A 24129-nucleotide genomic window follows, 5' to 3' on the forward strand; every position below is an offset into this window, starting at 1 on the left:
AGAGCCGTCAGGGCAGCTTGCTCAGCATCATCCAACATGACAGCAACCGCACGACCCTTCGACATCCTAGCCTCCCCAAGTTTAAGGTTTAGCCAGAATGTAGACTACTTTCCGATCAGAACACTAGTAAGGTTTGCGCGCCGTGGCTTATCACCATGCGTTCGGCGGGTTCGTCCCAATCCAGCGGTAGCATGATCTGGCGCATCACCCCCTCCAACGCTGGGTCCTGGAAATAGGGTGTTTCACGGAGGAAGACATGGGCGGGGTCCGCGCCGGTGATTTCCACGACCGCGCGCTGGAATGCGCCCCGCGAGATGTAAAGATGCAGCATGCGCACGGGACCGCTGACTTCCCATTCGGATGTCGCTCCTTCCGGCATTAGGCAGAGGCTGCCGGTTCCAAAGCTGGACATATAGCCACCCTGGAGGCGGCGGCGAAATGCGACGCCGCCTGAAACGTAGAGACTGAGTGTATGATGGTTCGGGTTTTCATATTGGGCGGCCGCGGTTTCATTCCGGTCCCAGAGGGCGCCCGCCAAACCACCGCCAAACGAAGCGGAAGCACGCAGCGGAACGGCGGCGCTTGCCAAGTGGTCATGAACGGTCAGGCCAGCCAAGTCTTTCATAAGGGCATCTTCCAAGAGAAGCATTGGCTCAGGCCGTAGGCGACGGCAAGCGACGTCAGGAGAATGTAGCAAGTTTCCGTCAAAACGAGGCTGGCCATGACAGACGCCGCCATGGAGGACGGCCTACTCGCCAGGGCGATCATGACGGGACTCCAGGCAGAATGAGAATGTTTTTGTTTATAACCGTTGCCTTGGCATGGGGGTTTACTTGGTATGCCATCCATCTTGAGCTTGGCCCGACGCCGGATATTGTCTCAATTTTCTGGCGTTTCGCGGTGGCGTCGGGGATTCTGTGGCTTGGCTTGGCCGTGACGAGGCGTATCGAACCCGTGCCGTTGCGCCAGCATCCACGGCTCGCGCTTTTGGGGCTCACGCTTTTTTCAGGGAATTTTGTTTGTTTGTATGCGGCTGAGCACAATGTGGCGAGCGGGCTGGTCGCGGTGATTTTCAGCATGGCCGGCGTGTTCAACGCGATCAATCAGTGGTGTTTTCGAGGGGTTAGGCCATCTTTCCGGGATCTGCTTGGGGCTTTTGCCGGCGTTCTGGGGGTGGTTTGCCTGTTTGGGAACCAGATTTCGACTGTTGGCCAGGGGCATTATATGCGCGGCATATTGCTTGCCCTGGCTGGAACGTATTTGTTTTCCGTGGGTAATTTCGTTTCCGGGCGCGAAAGCCGTGCTGCTGTCAATTTACCGAATGCCATCGCACGAGGCATGAGTTGGGGTGTGGTCTTTCTTGCTCTAATCGTCATGATGCGAGGACAAAGTGTCTTTCCTCATCTGACGGGAGCATATTTAGGCGGTTTGCTTTATCTGGCGGTTGTCGGATCGGTTGTTGGGTTTTGGGCTTATCTATCTCTGGTGGCGAGGATCGGCGCGACAAGGGCCGCTTACGTGACTGTGGTATCCCCAGTCATTGCGATTTCAGTGTCGTCTGTTTTAGAACATTATTCCTGGGCACCGCTCGCATCGATAGGTATTACATTGATCATTATCGGAAACATCATCATGTTTTCCCCGGTTGGGCGGTGGTGGGTCGGGGCCACAGGGGAGGGGGCAAGCCGGTGATCGCCGCATGGTACCGGTCAAACCTCTGGTGGTAGCCTTGTCAGTCTAGCTCTGTTCAGTAGTATCGCCTCATGGTTGGAGGCAAACCCGCGGCGCGAATCACCGACATGCACATTTGCCCGGCCAGCGATGGGCCGGTGCCGCATGTCGGCGGGGCGATTGTTTCCGGATCGCCCAATGTTCTGATCGGCGGGCTGCCCGCCGCCAGGATGACGGACACGGCAACTTGCGTCGGGCCGCCCGCGACCATCATCAAGGGGATCGTCCGGGGTTTTCATCAATGGCCTGCCGGCCGCGCGCATGGGCGATCAGACCTCTCATGGCGGCGCGATTATCCTTGGCAATCCCACTGTCCTGATTGGCGAAACCGGTGGTGGTGCTGGGGGTGGTGGGAGCGCGGGGACGCCTGCGGTTACGCTGGTATCGGACACCACCACGCCCCAGAACCCGCCGCTGACCCGGGAACAGGTTTTCCGCCGCTTGCAGGACCACACCACTAATGCGGCCCGGAAAATCGACCAGGGGCCGGATAAGGATGTATACTCCGATGGACAATTGCGCGCGATCGAGAACCGCCCGAGCATGCGGTCGTTGTTCCGGGGCTATCAGACCGATAAAGAAGCGCGGCATGCGGTTGGAAAAGATGATGATTTAAACCAGCGCATTGAAGGTAAGTCCAATAAGGGACCGGACTTCATCGACAATCAAACCGGCGATCAGTACGACATGACCACCCAGGGTCAGCTTCAGGCGCACCGGCTGAAATACGGCGATGATCTGATGCATCTGGACACCAGCGGCAAGACGATTGATCCTCAGCCGCCGATGCCACCGCCCAAAATTGCACCGGCTTCGCCGCAAGGGCCGCCAGAGACTGTCATCACGCCCGAGGAACCCGAAGTACCGCTCATCGACGACATTTTTCTGCCATAGGCACCATGACCGAATTTTCCGCATCCAGACCACCGAAACGCTACACCGCCAAACAGTTCACCGCCTGGCGCGAACGTTGGGCTGGCATCGACCCCGACGAAGCCCTCAAGACTCAGCCCTTTGGCAAAACCGAGGAGGGGTTGTTCGACTTTCGTGGCCTGACGGTACGCAAGCCCGGCCTCGGCCCGTTCAAGGTTTTTCGGCATGCTCAATTCAAATTATGCGACTTTACGGCGGGGACTTTGGCAACCACGCACGTAGAACATTCTGTTTTTCAGGATTGTGTTTTCGATTATGCCAACATGAATAATTTCGGTGATTATGGCAATACCTTTACCAATTGTCGTTTTTATCGTTGCGAATGGCAGGCCGGTGCAATTGGCTATGATTCGAACAAGAGCAAGAGAGGCGAGTACCAGTCCCGCTACGTGAATTGTCATTTTGAAAACATGAAGATGACAAGAACCGTCATCGGTGATCCGTATTTTGTTGGCTGTGCTTTCGTGTTTAAAAAGCTGAGGGGCGTGGATTTCGGATGCAGCGGCTTTGTGAATTGCCGCTTCGAAGGCGCGTTCCAGGACCTCACCTTTCGAGGAAAATATTCCGACACGAGTGATACGGCCCGCAAGGGCGATCCGCAGTATGCTGGTTTTACCAACGTAAGCTTTGAGAAGGCCGTCTTGCAGTGGTTTACGCTGCGTGATGGTTTTCCGTTGCGATCCGTTAAGATGCCCGAGGATGGCAGTGCTTTCATCGCCTACATACCAAGACTATACCAGGATCAACAGGCAATCGTGGAGCGGTTGTCGGACCAGCGGTCAAAGACGGCTGTCGCAGATTACCTGAATATAAAATGTGATCCCACGGGGCGCCGACTCGAAGGTATTGTTTCTCGTTATGACCTCTTCGATTGCTTCGGCAAAGGAGAAGAAGCCCTCATTCCGCCACTCTATGATTTGCTCAAACAAGGTTATGAAATCGCCACATAGGCAAGCAAAAGGGACTCCGGATGTTCTTGGCCTGTTCACGCCTGGCGTGCGGAAATGCACTTTTGTATCTGTACTCTTGTATTGATTCTCGCAAGAAGAGCGAAGGAGCCATTCGGAGGCGATGCGATGCCGTCGACAACATAGATTGGCCCTGACGGATGATCTTTTGCTATTGCAATTCGATCTGCCGGCAAACCCAGTAAGGTTGCCGGTAGGCAAATTTTCAGACGCAATCAAAACCGCTTCGCTGGTAACATAGGCATAGTCGCTTATGCCTGGTTGCCAGCATTGCCTGTGTGGGTTTGCAGGCGGGCATGAATGCAGGAACTGGGGGGAGTGCTTCGGTGGCCAAGGGCGTGAGCCAGAAGTCTGGCATATTAGCTATGAAGCCCTGACGAAGTTGGTTGACCTCTGCCTCGGTTTTGCCAATGGCCGCGGCGTTGAAAAAGCGTGGATCGCGGGTGAAGATGAGATAAGCCTGGGTTTCATTCAGCATCAGCTCGGTCAGGTTGGTATCATAACCTTGGCGGCCAAGAAAATTAGTGAACGCCTCGCGGTCGGAAAGAGTAAGGCCGTACCAGAACTGCTCCGTATAGTGGCGATATTCTGGAACAGTATAGAATGCGCCATGGGAAATTTCATGTCGTAAAATCACCGCACGCATTTCTGGTGTGATTGGTCCGCCCGCCGCGGGCACGGTGATAATGGCGCCATTCGTGTCCGGAGACATCCAGCCTAGTTGTTTGAGTAGCTGCTTCAGCCATAATTCTTGAGAATTTAGCCTGATGTTCTCAGCTTCGGCCAAGGCAAAGAAGCGCGCAAGAGCAACGGCTTGATAATCATGGCCATAATAATAGTCGGAAATTGTATCTCCGCTGGCGGTAATCGCGGCGTTCAGCGCGACATCGTCCAGAACACGATTATGTGGCACATTTGCCTTTTCCACGAAGGCGGCCACGCGATCCAACATTAGCCCCTGGGAGAGCAGGGAAGGAAAATCCAGAACAACAACTTTTTTGTCCAGTGCCAGGTACGTAACAATGATGTCGCATGGTTGGGTATTGTCTATGTTCGCTTCCGTGGCGGTGCCCATGGGAATGGGCTTGGGTCGGCGAAACCAGCGAAAGGTGCTGTAGCCCGCCACTGCCAGCAAAGCCGCGGCACCGCCAACTCCAGCATAAAGAACAGAGCGGCGGTGTGGTTTGGCGGCTGGTGGGGGTGGAAGAATGACCGTGTCATCTTCATTTCCCGGACGCTCCAGCATCACGGGTGGTTATTCACCAATATTGATGATCTCAACGCGCCGGTTCCGGCGGTTGGGGGTGTTGGGTGGGGTTTGCACGGCAAGATCCGATTCGCCCACACCGCTGGCTTGCAAACGGTTGTCCGCCACACCGAACCTGGTTTCGAGGTAAGACGCCACGACATTAGCGCGCTGTTCGGAAAGCGTCTGGTTCAAAGCGGCGGTACCGGTGGTATCGGTATGGCCGACGATTTTGAAATGATAAGCAGCAAGTTGCTGGCTGGTTAGCGCTTTGCCGAGTTGGTCTAGCGTGGCCTTGGCCTGTGGGGTGAGCTTCGCCGAGCCCATGGCGAAATCCACCATCAGGTTGGCGGAAGGTTCGGTGGGCATGGCCTGCGGCTTGACGGAGGTGGGGGCCATCGTTGCCGGCATCGCGGTGGGGCTGGCTTGCATCGTGGGCGCGGACGTATCGCTGGGGGAGATCGGCTTGATGCCACGTGTCGTGTCACTCAACGTACCGCTGGGTTTGAGCTGGTTGATAAGCTGCTGGGCGGACGGATTGCTTTGGGCCAGGGCCGGGGGGGCGGCGAGGGTAGCGGTAAATAGCACACCAGACAGGGCGATTTTGAAACTGACGTTGTGCATGGCTTAAACCTCCTCGAATTTGTCGATACTGTACCTGAAAGCAATATGTTTGGCGAGAGCAACGAGCCGTCGGCCGGTGCCAAGCCCCAGCCACGTTAAACTTCATGACCATTGCGTCAAATCCTCGACCAGAAAAAAGGCAAGGTCTTCCATTCGGAAGAACGGTGGGGTTGCGATTACGGGAACTTCGTTGGCCCTGGCCGGCCAGGGGAAAGCCTCTCCACGATTTCGGCGCTGAACATGGTTTCATCGACCATCACGCGGTTCTTGAGAGAGGAGGTGGAGGAGGGGATCCAGCTTGTCCACCCAAGCCGTGCGGCTCCAGGCTGAGCGCCGAGGCTCAGAGGAGGTATGTCTTGTGAATTCAAAATGAGATTGATGGCGAAATCCGTCTCCCAACCGACATAGGCACGAATAAGGGAGACGAGCGCGGGCAAGCGGGGCTTATCCGGTAGTAAGAGTTCGAATTCCGCCCGTGTGAGTGGGCCAATGCGCACAATGAATCGTGCCTGCTGATCCCAGGCGCGGGTGCCGATGGCGGCATCCGTCCCCAAGGCGCAGAAAGCGCCGGGCATACGGCCACGAGGCAGACGGCTCTGTTGGTCGGGGGGGATGGGCAACCACGCGCCCATGAATTCTCGTATTTCGACAGGGCGGCCGAGATAGTCCGAAACCATACTGGCAAGGCGGCTGGAAGAGCGCGGATGGGCGGAGAAAAACCCGGCATAATGGCGCAGGGCGTCCGCTCCCACAGCAAGGCGGTTTTCCAGATTTGGCGCGTTGAAACCGGCAAAGGCGAGGATACCGGAGCCGATCGGTTCGTCAGCTCCGGTTTGGGCCGCTTGCTCGGCGGAACGTGGCAGGCGGTATTTGCCGCCTGCCTGGGCAAAGGCGGCGACGAGACGTTGAGCCAGGAGATCGAAAAAATCCAGCACCGCCCGGGATTTCTGCCGGTAGGACTGAGCCAGGAGTTCCGTGTACCAGCGTGGCATTTCGGCTGAGGGACCGGTGAGGCCAATCAATGTCGTCACCAGTTTGGCACGTTTCCCGGTCCGGGAAGGGTGAGCTTCCAGCACTTCAGCCGCGGGTTGAGCTAAACTGGGGGGAGCTGCGAACTGGATCGCGTCATCCTTGTGGCGGTCCGTGGCGGAGAGGCGTAGAAGCCGCACCGCCGCGTCGAACTGGAACAAATATGGCTTGGCCGCAAGGCGTTCGAGGGGGGATTTCAATGCCATGGGTTAGAGCAGCACTCGGGCTCCGGCCCGGGGTGGGAAGCGCAGTTCCGGCTCCGGTTTGCCGCGCAGCCGCACGGTGCTGCGAACGAAGGAATTAATGCTGGCATGCAAGGCGAGAAACCGTGCCAGCACCGCCGCCAACAGGTAGAGTCCGGAACCCTGGAAGGCACGTTGGTCGAATTCCAGTTCCACCTCCAGCCCCCGGCAGAAAGTGCCAAGCCGTGCGCCGGGCACACGCGCGGTGCACGGTCGGGCGGTGACGGAGAGTAGAGCCTCCATCGCCGCGCGCGTGTCCGCCGTGTCGCGTAGATCATACAGGCGCAAAATCTCCTTCAGCGCCGTCGCCCCTTCTGCCCCGCCAGTGACGGAAAGATGGCCAAGCGAGAGATGCGAGATCAGCCGCCACGCTTTACGTGCGCGGCGTTCTGGTCGCAGCGTTGGCGTGGGGGGGGTGACGCAGACCATGGCGGCCACGCCCGTATGAGGTTGTAACGCTTTCATGCTGGGGCGTCCGCCCCCGAAGGGCAGATCGGATGGCAGATCGCGGTTGAGGCAAAGCGCTTTCACGGAGAGCACGCTGTCCAGCTTCGCGTCCGGGTCGAAACCTGTGTCGAACAAGGAAATAAAACTGTCCGTCCCGCCAATATTGGTAGGGCCATCTCGTCGGGAGACGAGATAGGAGCCGCTCTCATTCGAGGTCTGAACCGCTGTGTGGCTAAGGCGATAGAAGGGATGGAACGGGCGGGTTGTGCCGTCCTGCCGTATCTCCGTCGCGCTGGAGACGCTCCAGACTTCCATGACGCTGGAGCGCCGCGCATCCGGTAATACGCGATATTCCGTGGTGGTGTGGTCCAAAGCCACCGGTTCGCAACGCTGCGGGAAGAGATTGACGATGGGGGTGCAGCCGAGCGCGAACATGTCCGCATCCACGGTGCGCTCAAGCTCAGATGATGTGCGGTTGAGATACAGGAAGATCTCGAGCTTATTGCTCTCCTGCACCAGGGTTTTCGCATCCAGTCCGGTAAGGTCCAGAAACATGAATTTTTGTGGGAAAGCAAAATATTCACTGAGCAGTCGAAAGCCTTCAAAACTGCGGGCTGGCCAGGGAAGCAGCGCGTCCTCTGGGGCAAAACCCACTTCCTGGATCGCGGTTTTGGGCAGTAGCACGGGGGAGAGATCGCCCGGCGTATCCGCCAGCGCGACCCCTATTGTATGCGCGGCCATCAGCTCATAAAGCTGCAACGAGGCGGCTGGGCCTCCCCGCAGGAACAGTCTCAGTCTGTCCATGCCGAGTTGGCTGAATGTCACATCCGGGTTCAGCGTGGTGAGCACCAGCCGCAACACCGCCACCGCGCCGTTGGCAAGGTTGTTCACTGGCGCCGTGAAGGGCAAACCGGTGAGCCGGGCGGATTCCAGTTTCACCGGCCAAAGGGTGAGATGGTTGGCGGTGCGGTACCGGCAGCTCTGGCCGCGCACGGCTTCTGTCTCCAGTTCGAACCCTGGAGGGATATCCACCTGTGTCGCAAGGTCCGGCTTGGCGGTGAACTGGGTAATGGCGCAGGAGGGAAACGGCGCGAGATAATGCGGGTAAAGAATATCCAGCAGCGTGTCGGTCAGTTCCGGGAACTCATCGTCCAGCCGCGCCTGGGCACGGGCGGAGAGGAACGCCACGCCGTCCAACAGCCGTGCCACATGCGGGTCGTCAACCGTATCTGGGCTCAGACGCAGGCGGCCCGCGATTTTCGGGTGCGCCTGGGCGAACTCCGCCGCGAGATGCCTGATGGCCGTGAGTTCCTGGTTGAAATAAGGCAGCAGGGAATCAGCCAATCTCGCCTCCGGCAACCGCGATATCCGTGGTGGCGGCGTTCACCAATGTCTCGAAACTGATCGGCTCGGGTGCTGGGTCCGCCTGCAACAATGCATCGATGCGGAAATGCAGCGTTGTGGCGGTTTCCTCCTTCGCTGGGATGAGCGTGACCGTCACCTGCACAAGCCGAGGTTCGAACCGGCGGATGCTGCGCTCGATTTCCCGGCGTAAAGTTTCACGGGCATTATCTTCCTGCATGGCGCCCGCAGTGAAGTCCGGTAGGCCGAACGTGAAGCTGGAATTGGCGAGTTCCGAGAATTGCGATGGCACGGAGGTCAAGCGTCGGCGGCCGTTCAGCAACGCTTCCAGATCCCGCCGAACGGCGCGGCGCAGGAGGGTAAGTGCGTCGGTGGCCGAAAGCGGGCGGTCGCGAGCGGTCTCTGGGGCATCGTCTAGCAGGCGGTCCAGTACGGAGAGTTTCACCCGCGCGCCGGAATCGCGCATCCGGTCGATGAACAGATTGGCGTTGGCGCCGCGGCTGAGGGTGTCGTCGCTCATTCTTCGAGCTGGAAGGTCAGTTCATTAAGCTGCATGATGGAAAAATCCTCCTCGCCAGCCAGAAACACGCGCTGGCCGATCCCGCGCACCGGGCCATCCCCTTCGCTCCAGCCGGTGGCGCGGCCCAGGCGATGGGCTTCGTCCAACTCACCCTCGGCGAAATAGATCGCGGGGATATAAACATCGCCATCCGGCCCGGCTTTCACGCTCATCGAACAACGCCGCCAGGCAAGGTCGCGCGGGCGTTTGGGTGGGTGGAAATCCATGCTCTCGATGCGGGACACCGGAATCCAGAAATATTTGCCGGTGGTGGTAAGGGTCTCGATATAGCCGGGTATCAGATCGTCCGCATCGCGGAAATCATCGAAAGAGCTTCCATTGACGGTGCCGGACACACGGGGGCGCAGTTCTTCGGCTTCGGCGGCGGCTTTGGCGGCCTCGGCCAGATCGCCTTCGCGCAGTGCCACCAGTGCCTTCATGGAGGCTTGGCCGGTGGGCTCCAGGTCACCCAGCAATTCCGGCACGCGGCCATCACGATAAAGTTGGCGGCGGGCGGTTTCGGCGCGCAGCAACTGACGGAATTCGGAGATGACCACGGCAACCGTTGGGTCGAGCTGGCTCGCGGCGTCCAGGATGACATCCGCGCGTTCCAGATTACCGGAGAAAAGCAGAAGCTCGGCCAGCAACACGCGGCGTCTGAGATCGGTGGGGGCCTTTTTCACCTCTGCGGTGGCAGCGGCCAGGGCATCGGCCAGATGGCCAGCGCGGAACAGATCGGCGGCCTGCAATTCGGTCTCTACCATGTGCGTAAATCCATTTCAGAGGTTACTTGGGTCATGACTGGCCGGGCGCCGCCAGCTCGGTCATTAGCCGGAAGGAGACAGCGACATCGTCTAGCTGAAAATGCGGCTGCAGATGAATGGCGCAGGTAAACACGCCGGGCTTGCCGGGCACTTCCTTCACCTTCACGGATGCGTCGCGCAGGGGGTAGCGCGCCATGGTTTCCGGCCCGGCGGAGGTATTGGCATTGGTGTAGCGCATCAGCCAGTCATACAGGCGGCGCTCCACGTCCGGCGCGGTTTTGAAGGCGCCGGTCATGTCCCGTCCCATGATCTTCACATAATGAGCGAAGCGGGAAACGCAAATCACACTATTGAACTGCGCCGAAAGCCTGGCATTGGCCGCGGCCACGGCGGCGTTGGAGCCGATATAATCGGTGGTGGGGGTTTGCAGGCTGCGCGCGGCGCCGATGAGGGCCTCCCCACCATAAGGCAAGGCGCAGATGGGCAGCAGCCCGGCGGCGACCAAAGCCCGCTCCTGCCGGTCCGTCAGCATGACATCAGGGGCTGGGCGGCCGAAGCCCTCGGTGGGGTCGGTGGAGAACCAGGGTTCGGGCAGATCCTCGATGATGCCCCCGCCGAGCCGGTCAATATCGTAGCCACGAATATCGGCCGGCCAGGAATAAGCATCGAAGGCCCTGATGACGCAGGCGGCGATGAGATAGCCCGCCGTGCTGGTTACATGGCCGGCAGTGTTTCTTGTTTGTTCCTGGTAACGAAAGCCGCGATGGCGGGAGAGATTTTCCTTCCAGGGTAAACGCATGAGCAAACGGGGCAGCGTTACGGCGAGAAAACGCGAATCATCCAATGTGCCGAGGCGTTTCCAGCGCTGATATTCCGCCGCCGCCATGCTGGAGGTCGGATCCGCGACGCCGCTGAGTTCCGAGAATTCATCCACCCCGAACAAAGCGGGGGACGCGCCAATGGCTAGCGGCGCGAAGGCGGCGGCGGCCACGGAGGCGAGTGAGGAAAGTGCCGTGACATCGTCCGTGATGGCGCCTGGGCCAGGGCGGTGACGCACCTCATAATCCGCGACCAGCAGGCCATAGGGTTCGCCGCCAGAGATGCCAAATTCATCTTCATAAATGCGGCGGAAAAGCTGGCTTTGGTCGAACTCGGCGGCGCGTTCGAGATCACGGCAGATTTCAGCCCAAGTGGCGGTGAGCACACGCAGCTTCACCCGGCCTGAGAGTGGCAGGCGCGAGGCCAGCCAAGCCAGACCGCGCCAGCTGCCCTCCAACCGGCGCAGGCGGGAATGATGCAGGATTTCGTCGAGCTGACGGGCGATCATGGCATCCAGTTGGGCGATATCATGGTCCAGCCGCGCCACGAGCGCGGCGCGATCATGGATCAGAGTTTTGGCTTCAGCGCCAAACCAAGTGGTAAGTATGGGGATTTGGCCCGTCAGCATCTCCGCCAAACTGGTGGCGGCGTCTGTATGGGCACCGCCGAAGAAAGCCCCCGCCAGCACGGCATCCCGCAAAGGCGGGGAGGCTAGGTCAGGTTCCGGCTCTGGCGGGGGGGGAAGCGGTTCGGCTTCAGGTTCAAACGCTTCGGCCTGCGGTTCAGGCGCGTGAACTTGCGGGAGACCCTGTCCAGGTCTCCAGACGATGGTCGCGTCTGGATCTTCCTCGTCTCCCGCCATCAGGCCCCCTCAGCCGCCGCGCCGTATCAAACAGCACGGCGGGCATGAATGATCAGGCCTTCTGCGGAATGCGGGCAACCATGCGCATGCTGGTCGTCAGCTCTTCCATTTGCAGCCAAGGGCGCAGATGAGCCACGGCGTTGTAGGAGCCAGGCTTGCCGGGGATCTCCTTCACTTCGACTTTGGCCTCTCGCAGAGGATATTTCGCCTTGGTCTCCGGTCCGGCATCCGGGTTGTCGGAGACATAATTGGTGATCCAGCGGTTCAGCCAGCGTTCGCACTCATTGGCTTCCATGAAGCTGCCGATCTTGTCGCGTGCCATCACTTTGAGGAAGTGGGCGAACCGGCCGGTGGCCATGATGTAGGGCAGGCGCGCGGAGATGGCGGCGTTGGCCGTGGCGTCCGGGCGGTCGTATTTCTTCGGCTTCTGTACCGTTTGGCCGCCAAAGAACACGGCATAGTCCGTGTTCTTGTAGTGACAGAGGGGCAAGAAGCCGAGGTTGGACAGCTCGAACTCGCGCCGGTCGGTAATGCCAACCTCGGTGGGGCATTTGCCGTCCATGTCCCCATCGTCGGACTGGAAGATATGGGTGGGTAGATTTTCCACCTTGCCGCCGCCCTCGGCGCCACGGATGGCGACGCAGAAACCGGATTCCGCGAAGGAGCTGGTCATCCGCACGCCCATCGCATAGGCGGCGTTCATCCAGCAATATTCCTTATGGTTCAGCGCCTGGGCGGCGCCGGTGGCGTCGTACGGCGCTTCCTCATAAGCAAACTCCTCGATCGGCTTGGTGGCGGCGCCATAAGGCACGCGGGCCAGCACGCGCGGCATCACCAGGGAGACGAATCGGGCATCCTCCGTGTCACGGAAGCCGCGCCATTTGGTGTATTCGGCCGTATCGAAAATCTTCGCCAGATCGCGCGGCTTGGTCAGCTCCGTCCAATCGTCGAAACCAAACATGCTGGCGCCGGCAGCGGAGATAAAGGGGGCGAAGGACGCGGCGGCGACGTTGGAGACGAGGCGGAGTGATTCAATATCATCCGGATGGTTCGTCCACTCATAATCGCCGATCAGCGCGCCATAAGGTTCACCGCCTGGCGTGCCGAACTCGTTTTCGTAGATTTTCTTGAAGAGCTGGCTCTGGTCGAATTCCACCGCCTTGGTGAGATCCTTGTTCAGCTCGCGTTTGGTCATGTTCAGAACACGGATCTTCAGGCTGGTGCCGGTTTCCGAGTTCATCACCAGATGATTCAGGCCGCGCCAGCTACCCTCCAGCTTGGTGAATTTCTCATGATGCATAATGGCATTAAGTTGCCGAGACATTTTTTGGTCGATGGCGGCAATGGCCTTGTCGATCGTGCGAGTTAGGTTCTTGTCGAACGTAACGGTACCGGCCAGAGCCTGCTCGATCAGGTTTTTGACGAGATCCTGCGCGCGATCCGGCTCGGTCTGCTTGGTGGCGGAGACGACCTGATCGAGAAAGCTTCCGCCCTCACTCGTGGCGCCGGTTGCTCCTTGCGGGGTGGACTGGGTCTCGGACATGGATCAACCCTCCTTTTTGTCGAGACCAAGCTGGGCGGAGAGCCCCTGAAGCTCGGCATCGTTCTTCAGCACTTGCTCCAGCAGATTTTCCAGCTCTTCCGAGCGGTCGGCCTTGCTCAACAGGTCGCGCAGCTTGTTGCGGGTTTCCAGCAGGGATTTCAGCGCGGGCACCTGATCGACGATGCGGGCGGGATCGAAATCGTCCATGGAGCTGAATTTCAGGTTCACCGCCATTTCGCTGCCATCGTCGGCCAGCGTGTTGTCGACCTTCATGTTCAGGCCGGGGGACATGCGAGCCATGATGTCGTTGAAATTATCACGGTCGATCTGTGTGAATTTGCGCTCGGCCATTGGCCGGAGCGGCTGGGTTGGGTCGCCCGAGAAATCTCCCATCACGCCGACCACGAAGGGCAGCTCACGCTGGATCTCCGCGCCGTCGGTCTCGACTTCGTAGGTGATGTGAACACGGGGTTTGCGGACCCGGTTCAGTTTGCTATGTACACTGCCACTCATCTTTTAGGTCCCCCGTAGAAGCTTGCCATCCACTTCAGTATGGAATGGTCGGCGGTGGAGTTGCTCCGGATCATCTACTGCCGCGCTGGATATATAATCATGTCCCTGTTTTGAGGCCGAGGCTGTTCAGAATACTGTTGCGAACTTGATCGTCCTGCACCAATTCGGCAATCAGCTCGGGCCATGTAAGTCGTCCGCGGCGGATTGCTTCCTCGATTGTATAGGCCAGGGGCGATTGCGGTTCTGTCCGGCGGAAATATTCGGCGATTTCTGCCAAGGTTGCAAGGGCATCTTCGCGGCTGGCCAGACGCCTGGGCTTGCCCGGCTCGGTCTGCTCCGCTTCTTCCGCCGCGGCGGAAGCTTCCATGGTCCTAGCTCCAGCCGCAGCTACGGCGATGTCCGGCGGAGCATAGCGCGCGACGAATACACCGATCTGATTCAGCGCTTCGGCGACACGGCTTGTGGGGGGGGCGTCGGGTCCAGCCAGACGGTCAAAAACCTCGCCCATGGCGCGCCACGCGGCCCGAGCCTCCTCAAGATCGCGCCGCAACGCGGCATAGGCGCCGGGCGATGCCGCGCGCGCCGCGCTTTGCATCGTCTCATACGGCACCACCCCGGCTCCGAGACGCGCCTCCAGGCGCTTCGCATCGGCGATGGTCTCCAGTTCAGCGGATTGCTGATACTGATAGAACATCACCATCTCCCCATTGGGATCCGTGAACAAGGGCAGTTTTTGAAGGGGTTGGCTCAGCGTGCCGTCTCCGCCTTCGCCATTCAGGCCGGTAACGGGCGCAACGCGGGTTTCCATCCCGTCCTCATCGGGCATTGGGAAGAGGTGATCCCAATAACGTTCAGCAAGCCCACCCAACAGCTTGGCGCCAAAAGTCAACCCGGCCAGCCCGTTGCTGCGGACTAACGCCTCTGTCAGCCAGGCGGCGACCTCAAGGTCCTTGGTTTGCCCACTGAGCATTTCAACAGCCAGGGCGCGCACCTGCCGCCAGCCTTCGGGAGAGGCGATTTCGCCCGGATTCGCATCCGCGGCGCGTTCCGCGGCGCGGGCATCGGCTCGTGCGTCCCGTAGTCGAAAATAAGGTGAAGACGGAGAAAAATCGCTGCGGGCATCCGTGCCTGAGGGAGCCTCCTCGCTGATCGGCGTCAGCAAGGTTTCGACATCAAAACCTTCAATGGCCACGCCCGTGTCTCTCCCTAACCGTTTCGATGTAAAAAATAGCGAGGCAGTTCGTTATGAATAAACAAATATTAAAAACTCGTAAAAAACATCAAAAATACACCTGCTCGCCAGCGCCCTTGAGCTTGTATTAGCTGGACATTACCAGTAATTCAAGCTAACAAACGCATCAAAATTATTGCGTTAGGAGATACGCGTCGTTTCATTTCTCGAGTGTGTCCGGTGGCGGATTTACTCACCAGTAAACACCTTTTCTGATGCGAGATGTTCTTTAGGGGGAAGCCTTGGTCACACTCGACCTCAGGTCGTTAATTGGTCGCCTAGATGAGCATTGTCGCCGGGCGCTGGAATCTGCCGCCGGGTTGGCAATGTCCCGGACGCATTACAATGTTGAAGTCGAACATTGGCTGGTGCGGCTGGCGGAGGGCGCGGATACGGATTTCGCCGCCATTTTCAGGCAATATGACATTGATCATAGCCGTTTCCTGACGGATCTGAACAAAGCGCTGGACAAGCTGAAGGTCGGTAATTCCCGTGCTCCTGGCTTGGCGCCGGACGTGGTGGACGCCGTTAAGCAGGCTTGGCTGCTGGCTTCCATAGAGCAAGGGTTGGCGCGGGTTCGGTCCGGCCATGTGCTGCTGGCGCTGCTCTCGGATGAAACGTTGGCCCGCAGAGCGCGAGAAGCATCCGGCCAATTGCTGAAGATTCAGCCGGATGTGCTGAAGCGCGACCTTGCCGTCATCACCGCGGGCAGTGTGGAATCCAGCACTCCGATGGCGGCCGATGGGGCAATGCCCGTAACGGATGAAAATGGTGTACCCCGTCCGGCAGGCAACGGCGCACTCGATCTGTACACCTACGATTTGACCGCCCGCGCGCGTGACGGCAAGATCGACCCCATTCTCGGCCGTGATTTCGAGATCCGGCAGACGATCGACATCCTCACCCGCCGCCGCCAGAACAACCCGATCCTCACCGGCGAGGCCGGTGTCGGCAAAACCGCCGTGGTTGAGGGGCTTGCGCTGAAGATCGCCGCCGGTGAAGTGCCTGACGCGATGAAGGATGTCACGCTGCGCACGCTGGACCTTGCCTTGTTGCAAGCTGGTGCGGGCATGAAAGGTGAATTCGAGCAGCGTCTTAAATCTGTCATTGACGAGGTCAAGGCGAGTCCGAAACCAATCATCCTGTTCATCGATGAGGCTCACACCTTGATCGGTGCGGGCGGCCAGGCTGGACAAAATGATGCCGCGAATCTGTTGAAACCCGCCTTGGCGCGTGGCGAACTGCGCACCGTGGCCGCCACTACTTGGGCCGAGTATAAGAAGTATTTTGAAAAAGATGCGGCCCTGACGCGGCGTTTCCAAGTGGTGAAGGTGGAGGAACCCTCCGAGCCCATGGCCATCGCGATGATTCGCGGCCTCACCGCTACGCTGGAACGACATCATAAAACCCGCATTCTGGATGAAGCGATTTCCGAAGCCGTGCGTCTGTCCGCCCGCTTTATCCCTAGCCGCCAACTGCCGGATAAAGCCATCAGCCTCATCGACACGGCCTGCGCGCGCGTGGCGATGAGCCAGGCCGCCATTCCCGCACCCATCGAAGACAAACAGCGCCGCATTGAGCTCATTCATACCGAGCGCGATATCCTCGAACGCGAAATGGCCGCGGGCGGTGACCATGAGGCCCGTCTGGCCGAGCTGAAGATCGAGGAAGCCAAGCTGCAAGACGCTCTGGCCGCTTTGGAAACTCGTTTCGCCGAAGAAAAAATTCTCGCTGCCGAGATCGGTGCTGTCCGCGCCAAGATCGAGGACAACGAGAACGGTGAAGACAAAGCCGCGCTCAAGGACCGGCTCAACAATCTGCATGAGGATTTGCGGACCTTGCAAGGTGAGAGCCCGCTGATCTTCCCGGTGGTGGATGGTCAGGCCGTGGCCGAGATCGTGGAAAGCTGGACCGGCATTCCCGCCGGACGCATGCAGTCCGACGAGATCAACACCGTATTGAACCTGAAGGAGGCGATGGAGGAGCGTGTCGTTGGCCAGCCGCACGCGATGGAAGCGGTGGCGCAGGCCATCCGCACCAGCCGTGCGAAGCTGACAGACCCGCGTAAGCCGATCGGCGTGTTCATGATGGTCGGCACCTCGGGTACCGGCAAAACGGAAACAGCATTGACGCTGGCCAATCTGCTCTATGGCGGCGAGCAAAACATGACCACCATCAACATGACCGAGTTCAAGGAAGAGCATAAGGTCTCGCTGCTGATGGGCTCCCCCCCGGGCTATGTCGGCTATGGCGAAGGTGGTATCCTGACCGAGGCCGTGCGCCGCCGTCCTTATTCCGTGATCTTGCTGGATGAGATGGAAAAAGCCCATCCCGGCGTGCAGGATGTGTTTTTCCAGGTGTTCGATAAGGGCAACATGAAAGACGGCGAGGGCCGCGATATCGACTTCAAGAACACCGTCATCATCATGACCTCCAACGCTGGCACGGACCTGATCGAAAAGCTCTTCGCCGACCCCGAAACCGCCCCCGATGCCGCCGGGCTGGCGGAAGCGCTGCGGCCGGAATTGATGAAATATTTCAAGCCCGCCTTTCTGGGACGTGTCACGCTGGTGCCTTACTTCCCGCTTTCGGACGATGTCATCCGTCAGATCGTGCGGTTGCAGCTCAACAAGATCACGAAACGTGTGAAGGAGGCTTACAAGGCCAACTTTACCTATGCGTCGGAACTGGTGGAAACCATTGCCGCGCGCTGCAAGGAATCCTCATCAGGCGCACGCAATGTGGAGAATATCCTCTCGCGTGGCCTGTTGCCGGAACTCTCCACCGAGGTTCTGGCCCGCATGGCAGCGGGCGAGGGAATTTCTGACATATCGGTTGGCATCGGGCCGGAGGGGACGTTTTCCTACGCGCTCAATTAGTGATTTTCGGTTTCCAGAATAGGAGCACGACATGGCGATTTATATTAAATACACGAATCCCACGATCAATGGCGACGTTACAACACAAGGGTTTGACAAGCAGTTCGAGGTTAACAGCTTCCAGTGGGGCGTTGGCCGTGGCATTGGGTCGCCCACCGGTGCATCTGGCAATCGTGAAGCCAGCACGCCGAGTGTGTCCGAAATCACCGTGACCAAGAACCTGGACAATGCCTCCGGCGGTTTGTTGAAGGAAGCGCTTAGCAGCGGCGGCAAGTCCGGTCTGGTAATCTCTTTCGTGCGTACCGATGGCACCGGTGCCGATGTGTATCTGGAAGTCACGCTGACCGACACGATGATCAGCGGCTATAGCCTTTCCAGCAGCGGCGACAAACCGAGCGAGAGCCTCTCCTTTAACTTCACCAAGATCGAAGTGAAGTTCACCCCGATGAATGCTGACGGGTCCAAGGGCTCGCCCTACCCGGTTACTTATGATCTGGGCCTGCAGAAGCTCAGCTGAGCCATCCTGACCCGCCATTAACTTGGCGGGTCAACCCGGCATCTCAGGAAAATTAGCAAATCATTAACCTTCTAAGGGTTCATTTTTGACGAAATTGAATAGGCCCCGTTACGATCAGATTTCTACCGCGATCAAGCAGGTTGGCAATAATTCGCCGAGCACGGAGGAAGCTGTCCTGTTCGTGGCGGATACATTGTCAACGGTTTTTGATTCTGCAACGGGTGGTGTTCTGAGTACGCTGAACACAGCGGCGCAAACCCTCTATAGCATAGCGAAAGCCAACCAAGAGGGTGGGGACGCGGTTATTCCAAACCCCTGGTTTGTCATGAATGGTCATGATGATCGCGCCAACCCGCGTTCCGCCCGTTATTTTCAAGGTCGGGCCTGGAAATCCATTGGCTCTTCGGCATTCAGCCTAGCCGGAACAGCGGCATCAGCGCACACGGTGGGGATCAACTTCGCGGATGTTGTGACAAACGCCAACGCTCTCGGCTCCACGACCGCTCATATTACCAAACTCATTGCCATCGCGGCGGATAAACGCACAAGTCGATCGATCACCGTCCAGGACTGGCTCAAAGTTGTCCTCGCGATGAAAACGGCAAAAGCCGGCATTCGTACTGGTAGCCTTATCGGCGGGCTGGTTCCCGGCGCCTCGTTGCCCGCGGGTATTGCCACGACCGTCACCAAGATGGGGATTCGGCTTTCGATGAATTCCGCCTGCCTGACCACGGCCGCCGCAATTCATTGGCGTGCTTTTCAGGAGCAGCAAATTTCCGGAGGTCTGAGCTTAGGAAAGGGTGGTAAAATTGGCCCTGCCTCGCGGATTTTCTGGGAAATCTTCACGCGGCGCGGTATGACCCGCATGTTTGGAAAATATGATATCGATGCACTTGTGCATGAGCCAGCTGGTTGGTTGGCGCTACACGACAAGCTGATGCTGCTTTAGCGCCTGGCAACTCCTGTTGCGCCACCTCATGGGCGCAGCAAGAGGCCCAATGCCATCCATGTCATCGATAAATCCGGGGCGGTTCACTCGACGTCCGCCTGTCGGATTAAACCTCCACCACCACAGCCGTTACATTGTCGTTTACATGATGTGCCAGTGCCGCGTGGATTAACAGCTCCGTCGGCGGCGTGCCGTCCGGCGCGCTGAGCAGGCCCTGGATTTCCTGTTCGCTGAGGGTTTTGCTGAGGCCATCGCTGCAGAGCAGAAAACGGTCTCCCGGCTGAACTTGGCCAATCACCTTGTCCAGCTCCAATGAATCGTCATCCGCTCCCACGGCGCGGGTGATGACATTGGCGTGCGGGTGGTGTTCCGCCTCCTCTGGGAGAAGGCTGCCAGCATCCACAAGCTCCTGTACCAGGCTATGATCATGGGTGATTTGTTCAAGATGACCGTGGCGTAGCAAATAGGCCCGCGAGTCCCCTGCCCAAAGACAGGCAAAATGCCGGTCTCGGATCATTAATCCCACGAAGGTCGAGGCGATCATGACATTGCCGCCCCGCCGCGTGGCTTCCTCGCGCAGGGCAGTATGAACTTTGGACACTCCTAGGCGGATGCTGGATAATAGCTCCCCGGCGCTGAGATGTGTGGGCAGGAGGGAGAGGGCGTTCACGATCATGCCGGAGGCGACTTCGCCCGAGGCGTGGCCTCCAGCACCGTCCGCCACCACCCATAGGCCGAGGTCCGGCCGGGCGAGCATGTTGTCTTCGTTATGTTTGCGCACGGCGCCGACATCTGTCAGAGCCCAGGAGCGTGGCATCAACATGGTTCCTCCGCTGTCTGATGGTCGCGCAGCATCGCACTGGCATGGGTGGTGGCGGGTAGCAGATTTGGAATGTCGTAACGTTGTGGCAGGACGAGCGGGCTGCCTTCTGTCCACCAGCCGGGCGGAGGTACGGGGGCTGTTGTCACCGGGTTGGTTAAAGCGGCAGCGATGGCCTCGTGTGGTTTGTCCTCCACCACGCCGGCTAAGCCTTCAGCCTCCGCCAAGGCCAGCCAATTGCCGCCTTGGGCAAGGGCGTCGGGGTCAGCCGCCATGGCGGCAAGAATAAAGGGGTAATGCCGCCCGACCTTGTCCATACTTGGCAGCCAGACGCCCAATACAGCCCTCCCGCCGCATGCGCCGGGCGGGAGCAGGAAGCGCCAGATCGGGGCGGTCATCCAGGCTTGTTCCCAATCCATGCCCATGGCCGCGCGTGAGCGGTTCAGGCACTCCCGGCACCAGAGGTCGAGTGGTGTCACCAGATCTTCTGGCAACCGCGCGCGCAGAAAATCTCCGTGTGCGGGCAGCTTACCGAAAAAACCCGTCAGACTGGGCTGGAAGATGCTCATCCTTGCAGGCTGGGACAACGAAAATTGGCTAGTATGCCGGGTGCGAACGGGTTGAGGACCGAATTCGCGCCAATGCTGTAGCTGACATTATGCCCGCCGACGGAGAATGTCAGCGTGTATTGGTCGGACGATCCGGCCTGGGTCAGGGCGCCCTGTGAGAAGAGATGGAACAGGGCCCATGGGCCGGAGGCATTCAACTCCACCGGGTTGCCACCGCTGGTGGGGGTTATGATCAGCCGGGCCGTTTGCATGCCATCCGTGCCAGGCCAGGAGATCATGGTGGGTACTTGCGGGCCATGGGCGTAAGAGACGTTGAGCGCTCCCAATTGCAGGACCGCCTGTGCCGACCCCGCGTCGAGCGAGGTGGGAGTAAGGCTGAACTGTACGCTGGGCGTGGGGCCCGCCGCGAAGAAAAGCTGCTTGATTGTTTCCGCGCGTTGAAACTCGGCCAGGGCGCCTTGGCTGATGGGCGGGGTGACGCCGTTCACAGCCTGCACCCGCCAAGTCCGCCCGGACATATCGACATAAGGCTGCACCTGCTGGGTAAAGAAACCATCGAGTAGCCCATTGGGGGCAAAGAGATGTGCAAAATCCCCCAAGGGAATGTCGGTGGTGGAAGCGGGCACGAACGGGTAGCGCCCGGCCACTGCTTGCTGGCAGAGTTGGCCTGGTCCGGATGCGCCGTTAAATGCCGCCGCCGCCGCCTTGGCTGCGCTGCCACCACGTAAGCCGTTGGCGTTCACCACCAAAGACTGTACCCAGCGGGCAACGGGCTGAGGGTCTGTCGCGGCCTCGCCTTGCAGCAAGGAGGCCGGATCGCCACCGGCGGCCGGCGCGGCCGGCGCGGTGCCGGGGGTGGCGGAGGCCAGGGCGGCAAGCTGTTGCTGCAGGCTGTTGATAAGGTTGAGCGTGAGGCTCAGTGGTGAGCCTGCGCCACCGCCAACATAAGTGATCAGTGGCGCATAATATTGATCCACTTCCGAGCCGAGCGGTGCGGTTTTGCTGTCGGCGTTGGCGGTGCCCATCAGCCCTTGCAGGGCCGCGGCATCGGCGTTGACCGCGGCCGCTCCCGGAATTTTCGACGTGGTCGCGGCCTTGGGCGGCTCCGCTCCCTTGGAGAGTTGAAGCTGCGTGACGATGCTGGTCAGCAGCCGTTGCATCGGCGATTGCGGGGAGCCGATGATATAAAGTGTTTGCACCGCTTGGCTGATATTGGTGGCGGGCTTTAGATTCAGGTCGCCCAGCATCGCGTTCCACTGGGCCTCGTAATCGGCCTCGTAGAGTTTAATGACGTTCTGCTCCAGATTCTTCATATCCGGGCTGGAAGGATCGACTTGCTGGCCCGGCCCGAGCACCCAGCTTTCATCCGCCACATCTTTAGCCGCATGGGTAAGGGCGGGCAGCAGCACCAGTTGAAAGCCCTTGACCGTATAAAACCCGGGAATGCCCTCGGTCAGAGGTTTGCCGGAGGCACGGGAGAAAAGGGGCACGCCCGCCGCGCCCATCGCCTGCGCGGGCACCCAGGCGGGGATGGCGGCGGCCTGCTGGGAGTCGCGGATGCGGGAATAGACGCGCTCCGCCACCGAGACGCGGCTGAACGTGGCGCGGGCTGCCTCGACCAGCGCGCCGTCCAGTTTCACTTGCGGCAATGGTGCATCCAGCATGGCCACCAGATGTTGCATCAGGTCGTTGCGCGTTGTCTGGTTGGTGATGCCGGGGTAGAGGCGCTGCCAGTCCAGTTTCATCCAGGCTTCGACAAGGCTCTTGTCCATCGGTCCCTGCCCGCCGAGCATCAGATAGACGCGCGTGGCCTGATAGAGGAATTCCGGCTTGTCGAACCCGCCGCGCATCTCAGCTTCCAGCTGCAAAATCAACCGGGGCAGGAAGATATTGTCCAGCGCGTTGATGTAGAGCGTGTCGGCTCCAGCTTTGAGTTGCGGCCCCTGGTTCAGCCCCATGCCCATGGCACCGTAGCTGGCGGTTCCGCCCGGGCCGAAGGGTATGGCGCGCGCGGCATTCAGCAGCGGCAGAATGGCGGGCAGGTTGGAATCCTGCACGGGGTCCAGCGTCACCCCCTTGGCGGCCTTTTGATAATCCGCCACCGCTTTATCGCTGGCGGCAATGGCGGTTTCATTGTGCGAACGGCTGGTCAGGAAACCAGCCAGCAGGCCCAGGAACACCAGGGTCACGCCGGCATAGCCCGCCGATTGCAGCAGAATGTGGCGCCGGCGCTGAGCGGGAGGATGCCCGGCTAGCATCGCTTCCCCGAAGATCACGTCTCGGAGCAGCCGGGAGAGGAAATAGCTACGGCCAGAGGTGGGGCGGAGCGATGGGATTCGGCGTTGATCAATACCGAAGGAGCGGGAGAGCGCGCCGGTTAGCCGGTCGATCGGCGTGCCCTCCTGCGTGCCGGAGGTGAAATAAACGCCGCGCAGATAAGAGGCGGGGTCCAAGGCCGAGCCACCGAAAGCCTCTGTCAGGAATTCGTTCAAGGGCGTTTCCAGGCTGGCTACTTGAGTGGGAAACCCGGCGATGAGCGCGCGTCTGTCCGGGCTACGCTCACGTTGCAGCAGATCGATCAGCCTTTCATTCAGCCGCTGCACGAGCAGCTTGAATTCGCCATCGAAGGTTTGGGCCGGGTTGGTCTCCTGCGCCGGGAAGGTGGCGCCCCAGACCTGGGCGCGTTTTTCCTGGTCCAGATCGTCGAAGAATTCCGTGAAGCCAGCTAGCAGATCCGCCTTGGTGAGTAGCGCGTAAACCGGCAGTTTGAGGTCAAGCCGGGTGGTCAGCTCCTTGATGCGTTTACGGATGGCGCGAGCATGGGCCAGCCGCTCCTCCCGTGGGGCGGCGGCGATGTCCGCCAGAGAGATCGCCACCACCACACCGTTCAACGCCTGGCGTTGACGGGTCCGCTTGAGCATGTCCAGGAAGCCTTCCCAGCCGGCCTTGTCGGTTGCGGAGTTGGAATCCTGAGTGGTGTAACGCCCAGCGGTGTCTATCAGTACGGCCTGCTCGGTGAACCACCAATCGCACAGGCGTGTGCCGCCCACGCCCGCCACCGCGCCTTGCCCCATCTCCGCCGCCAGCGGAAACTTCAACCCGGCATTCAGCAATGCCGTGGTCTTGCCCGCCCCTGGCGGACCAATGATCACATACCAAGGCTGCTCGTACAGATAACCGCGTGAGCCGCTGGCCTTGCGGAGCAGGATCAGGGATTTTTTCAGTTTCTCGCCAAGTGCCGCGAGTTCTTCAGCCGCCGCATTGTCCTGTGTCGCGGCTCCCGCATCGGCTGCGCCCGCTGCCAGGGCGGCGTCACGTTTCTTGCGTCGCCAGTCCAGCAGCAGATTGGCGACGAGCCAGACCAGCAGGATGACGAGGATGACGACCAGCCGGATAACCACGCCAGACAGAGCATGAATGAACGGCGCGAAGAACCAGACCAGAGCCGCCGTCACCATGGCGGCGATAAAGCTCAGAAACCAGCGTGAGGCAAAAAAGCCGAGTATCTTCTTCATGACAGGC

General features: G+C 59.6%; 20 protein-coding genes and 1 pseudogene. 7 read left to right on the forward strand and 14 right to left on the reverse strand.

Going from position 1 to position 24129, the window contains the following annotated elements:
* Positions 1-115: 115 nt before the first annotated feature.
* Positions 116-589: a hypothetical protein gene (locus AB7D48_RS06415; RefSeq protein WP_427976686.1), complete on the reverse strand. Its 474-nt coding sequence runs from the start codon at positions 587-589 to the stop codon at positions 116-118.
* A 197-nt stretch (positions 590-786) separates the two neighbouring features.
* Between AB7D48_RS06415 and AB7D48_RS06420 the strand changes: the two genes are divergently transcribed.
* The 4 genes and pseudogenes from AB7D48_RS06420 (at position 787) to AB7D48_RS06435 (ending at position 3614) form a co-directional block, all read left to right on the forward strand.
* On the forward strand, positions 787-1692 hold the full coding sequence (locus AB7D48_RS06420; RefSeq protein WP_427976688.1) for a DMT family transporter: 906 nt from the start codon (positions 787-789) through the stop codon (positions 1690-1692).
* 107 nt (positions 1693-1799) lie between these two features.
* Positions 1800-1886 (forward strand): annotated as a pseudogene (locus tag AB7D48_RS06425) (PAAR domain-containing protein); the annotation flags it as partial.
* Between the two features lie 106 nt (positions 1887-1992).
* Entirely contained in the window at positions 1993-2625 is a 633-nt protein-coding gene (locus AB7D48_RS06430; protein WP_427977098.1) for a hypothetical protein, read from the forward strand.
* 5 nt (positions 2626-2630) lie between these two features.
* A complete protein-coding gene (locus AB7D48_RS06435; protein ID WP_427976691.1) occupies positions 2631-3614 on the forward strand; it encodes a hypothetical protein in 984 nt (327 codons plus the stop codon).
* 223 nt (positions 3615-3837) lie between these two features.
* Here AB7D48_RS06435 and AB7D48_RS06440 read toward each other — a convergent pair whose 3' ends face one another.
* The 10 genes from AB7D48_RS06440 to tssA all read right to left on the reverse strand — a co-directional run bounded on the left by AB7D48_RS06440 (position 3838) and on the right by tssA (position 14834).
* Positions 3838-4878, reverse strand: a complete 1041-nt coding sequence (locus AB7D48_RS06440) for a hypothetical protein (protein WP_427976693.1) — start codon at positions 4876-4878, stop codon at positions 3838-3840.
* A 9-nt stretch (positions 4879-4887) separates the two neighbouring features.
* The gene (locus tag AB7D48_RS06445; RefSeq protein WP_427976696.1) at positions 4888-5502 is read right to left on the reverse strand and encodes an OmpA family protein; all 615 of its coding nucleotides are present in this window, start codon (positions 5500-5502) and stop codon (positions 4888-4890) included.
* 176 nt (positions 5503-5678) lie between these two features.
* A complete protein-coding gene (tssG, locus tag AB7D48_RS06450; RefSeq protein WP_427976698.1) occupies positions 5679-6737 on the reverse strand; it encodes a type VI secretion system baseplate subunit TssG in 1059 nt (352 codons plus the stop codon).
* 3 nt (positions 6738-6740) lie between these two features.
* On the reverse strand, positions 6741-8564 hold the full coding sequence (tssF, locus tag AB7D48_RS06455) for a type VI secretion system baseplate subunit TssF (protein ID WP_427976701.1): 1824 nt from the start codon (positions 8562-8564) through the stop codon (positions 6741-6743).
* Complete coding sequence (gene tssE / locus AB7D48_RS06460) at positions 8557-9102, reverse strand: type VI secretion system baseplate subunit TssE (protein WP_427976703.1); 546 nt, start codon at positions 9100-9102, stop codon at positions 8557-8559. Before tssE ends, tssF begins: the two co-directional genes overlap by 8 nt.
* Positions 9099-9905, reverse strand: coding sequence for a type VI secretion system accessory protein TagJ (locus tag AB7D48_RS06465; RefSeq protein WP_427976706.1), 807 nt, complete (start codon positions 9903-9905; stop codon positions 9099-9101). Before AB7D48_RS06465 ends, tssE begins: the two co-directional genes overlap by 4 nt.
* A gap of 31 nt (positions 9906-9936) precedes the next feature.
* Positions 9937-11586, reverse strand: a complete 1650-nt coding sequence (gene tssC, locus AB7D48_RS06470; protein ID WP_427976709.1) for a type VI secretion system contractile sheath large subunit — start codon at positions 11584-11586, stop codon at positions 9937-9939.
* Positions 11587-11638: 52 nt separating this feature from the next.
* Positions 11639-13129 carry a type VI secretion system contractile sheath large subunit gene (tssC, locus tag AB7D48_RS06475; RefSeq protein WP_427976712.1) on the reverse strand — a complete coding sequence of 497 codons (1491 nt, stop codon included), beginning with the start codon at positions 13127-13129 and terminating at the stop codon, positions 11639-11641.
* A gap of 3 nt (positions 13130-13132) precedes the next feature.
* The gene (gene tssB / locus AB7D48_RS06480) at positions 13133-13642 is read right to left on the reverse strand and encodes a type VI secretion system contractile sheath small subunit (protein ID WP_427976715.1); all 510 of its coding nucleotides are present in this window, start codon (positions 13640-13642) and stop codon (positions 13133-13135) included.
* Positions 13643-13739: 97 nt separating this feature from the next.
* A complete protein-coding gene (gene tssA, locus AB7D48_RS06485; RefSeq protein WP_427976718.1) occupies positions 13740-14834 on the reverse strand; it encodes a type VI secretion system protein TssA in 1095 nt (364 codons plus the stop codon).
* A 281-nt stretch (positions 14835-15115) separates the two neighbouring features.
* Here tssA and tssH point away from each other — a divergent pair, with 281 nt between their 5' ends.
* The 3 genes from tssH to AB7D48_RS06500 all read left to right on the forward strand — a co-directional run bounded on the left by tssH (position 15116) and on the right by AB7D48_RS06500 (position 19218).
* Positions 15116-17752, forward strand: coding sequence for a type VI secretion system ATPase TssH (gene tssH, locus AB7D48_RS06490; RefSeq protein ID WP_427976720.1), 2637 nt, complete (start codon positions 15116-15118; stop codon positions 17750-17752).
* A 31-nt stretch (positions 17753-17783) separates the two neighbouring features.
* Complete coding sequence (locus tag AB7D48_RS06495) at positions 17784-18269, forward strand: Hcp family type VI secretion system effector (protein WP_427976723.1); 486 nt, start codon at positions 17784-17786, stop codon at positions 18267-18269.
* Positions 18270-18354: 85 nt separating this feature from the next.
* Positions 18355-19218 (forward strand): hypothetical protein, encoded by an 864-nt coding sequence (locus AB7D48_RS06500; RefSeq protein ID WP_427976725.1) that lies wholly within the window; start codon positions 18355-18357, stop codon positions 19216-19218.
* A 106-nt stretch (positions 19219-19324) separates the two neighbouring features.
* Here the strand turns inward: AB7D48_RS06500 and AB7D48_RS06505 are convergent, their stop codons facing one another.
* From AB7D48_RS06505 to tssM, 3 genes are read right to left on the reverse strand one after another with little or no spacing between them, the layout of a single operon-like run.
* The gene (locus AB7D48_RS06505; protein WP_427976728.1) at positions 19325-20035 is read right to left on the reverse strand and encodes a PP2C family protein-serine/threonine phosphatase; all 711 of its coding nucleotides are present in this window, start codon (positions 20033-20035) and stop codon (positions 19325-19327) included.
* Positions 20035-20607: a type VI secretion system-associated protein TagF gene (gene tagF / locus AB7D48_RS06510; RefSeq protein ID WP_427976731.1), complete on the reverse strand. Its 573-nt coding sequence runs from the start codon at positions 20605-20607 to the stop codon at positions 20035-20037. Before tagF ends, AB7D48_RS06505 begins: the two co-directional genes overlap by 1 nt.
* Positions 20604-24122 carry a type VI secretion system membrane subunit TssM gene (gene tssM / locus AB7D48_RS06515; RefSeq protein ID WP_427976733.1) on the reverse strand — a complete coding sequence of 1173 codons (3519 nt, stop codon included), beginning with the start codon at positions 24120-24122 and terminating at the stop codon, positions 20604-20606. The genes tagF and tssM overlap by 4 nt, the downstream gene beginning before the upstream one ends.
* Between the last annotated feature and the right edge of the window lie 7 nt (positions 24123-24129).

It is taken from the genome of Acidocella sp. (genome assembly GCF_050253495.1).
Taxonomy (GTDB): domain Bacteria; phylum Pseudomonadota; class Alphaproteobacteria; order Acetobacterales; family Acetobacteraceae; genus Acidocella.

What these genes read in the sequence shown, in the direction of transcription:
- tssB (WP_427976715.1), bottom strand. Translation starts at nt 13,642, where the DNA reads ATGAGTGGCAGTGTACATAGCAAACTGAACCGGGTCCGCAAACCCCGT.
- AB7D48_RS06465 (WP_427976706.1), bottom strand. Translation starts at nt 9,905, where the DNA reads ATGGTAGAGACCGAATTGCAGGCCGCCGATCTGTTCCGCGCTGGCCAT.
- tssC (WP_427976712.1), bottom strand. Translation starts at nt 13,129, where the DNA reads ATGTCCGAGACCCAGTCCACCCCGCAAGGAGCAACCGGCGCCACGAGT.
- AB7D48_RS06495 (WP_427976723.1), top strand. Translation starts at nt 17,784, where the DNA reads ATGGCGATTTATATTAAATACACGAATCCCACGATCAATGGCGACGTT.
- tagF (WP_427976731.1), bottom strand. Translation starts at nt 20,607, where the DNA reads ATGAGCATCTTCCAGCCCAGTCTGACGGGTTTTTTCGGTAAGCTGCCC.
- AB7D48_RS06440 (WP_427976693.1), bottom strand. Translation starts at nt 4,878, where the DNA reads ATGCTGGAGCGTCCGGGAAATGAAGATGACACGGTCATTCTTCCACCC.
- tssE (WP_427976703.1), bottom strand. Translation starts at nt 9,102, where the DNA reads ATGAGCGACGACACCCTCAGCCGCGGCGCCAACGCCAATCTGTTCATC.
- AB7D48_RS06430 (WP_427977098.1), top strand. Translation starts at nt 1,993, where the DNA reads ATGGGCGATCAGACCTCTCATGGCGGCGCGATTATCCTTGGCAATCCC.
- tssM (WP_427976733.1), bottom strand. Translation starts at nt 24,122, where the DNA reads ATGAAGAAGATACTCGGCTTTTTTGCCTCACGCTGGTTTCTGAGCTTT.
- AB7D48_RS06505 (WP_427976728.1), bottom strand. Translation starts at nt 20,035, where the DNA reads ATGCCACGCTCCTGGGCTCTGACAGATGTCGGCGCCGTGCGCAAACAT.
- tssG (WP_427976698.1), bottom strand. Translation starts at nt 6,737, where the DNA reads ATGGCATTGAAATCCCCCCTCGAACGCCTTGCGGCCAAGCCATATTTG.
- AB7D48_RS06435 (WP_427976691.1), top strand. Translation starts at nt 2,631, where the DNA reads ATGACCGAATTTTCCGCATCCAGACCACCGAAACGCTACACCGCCAAA.
- AB7D48_RS06445 (WP_427976696.1), bottom strand. Translation starts at nt 5,502, where the DNA reads ATGCACAACGTCAGTTTCAAAATCGCCCTGTCTGGTGTGCTATTTACC.
- AB7D48_RS06420 (WP_427976688.1), top strand. Translation starts at nt 787, where the DNA reads ATGAGAATGTTTTTGTTTATAACCGTTGCCTTGGCATGGGGGTTTACT.
- tssC (WP_427976709.1), bottom strand. Translation starts at nt 11,586, where the DNA reads ATGGCGGGAGACGAGGAAGATCCAGACGCGACCATCGTCTGGAGACCT.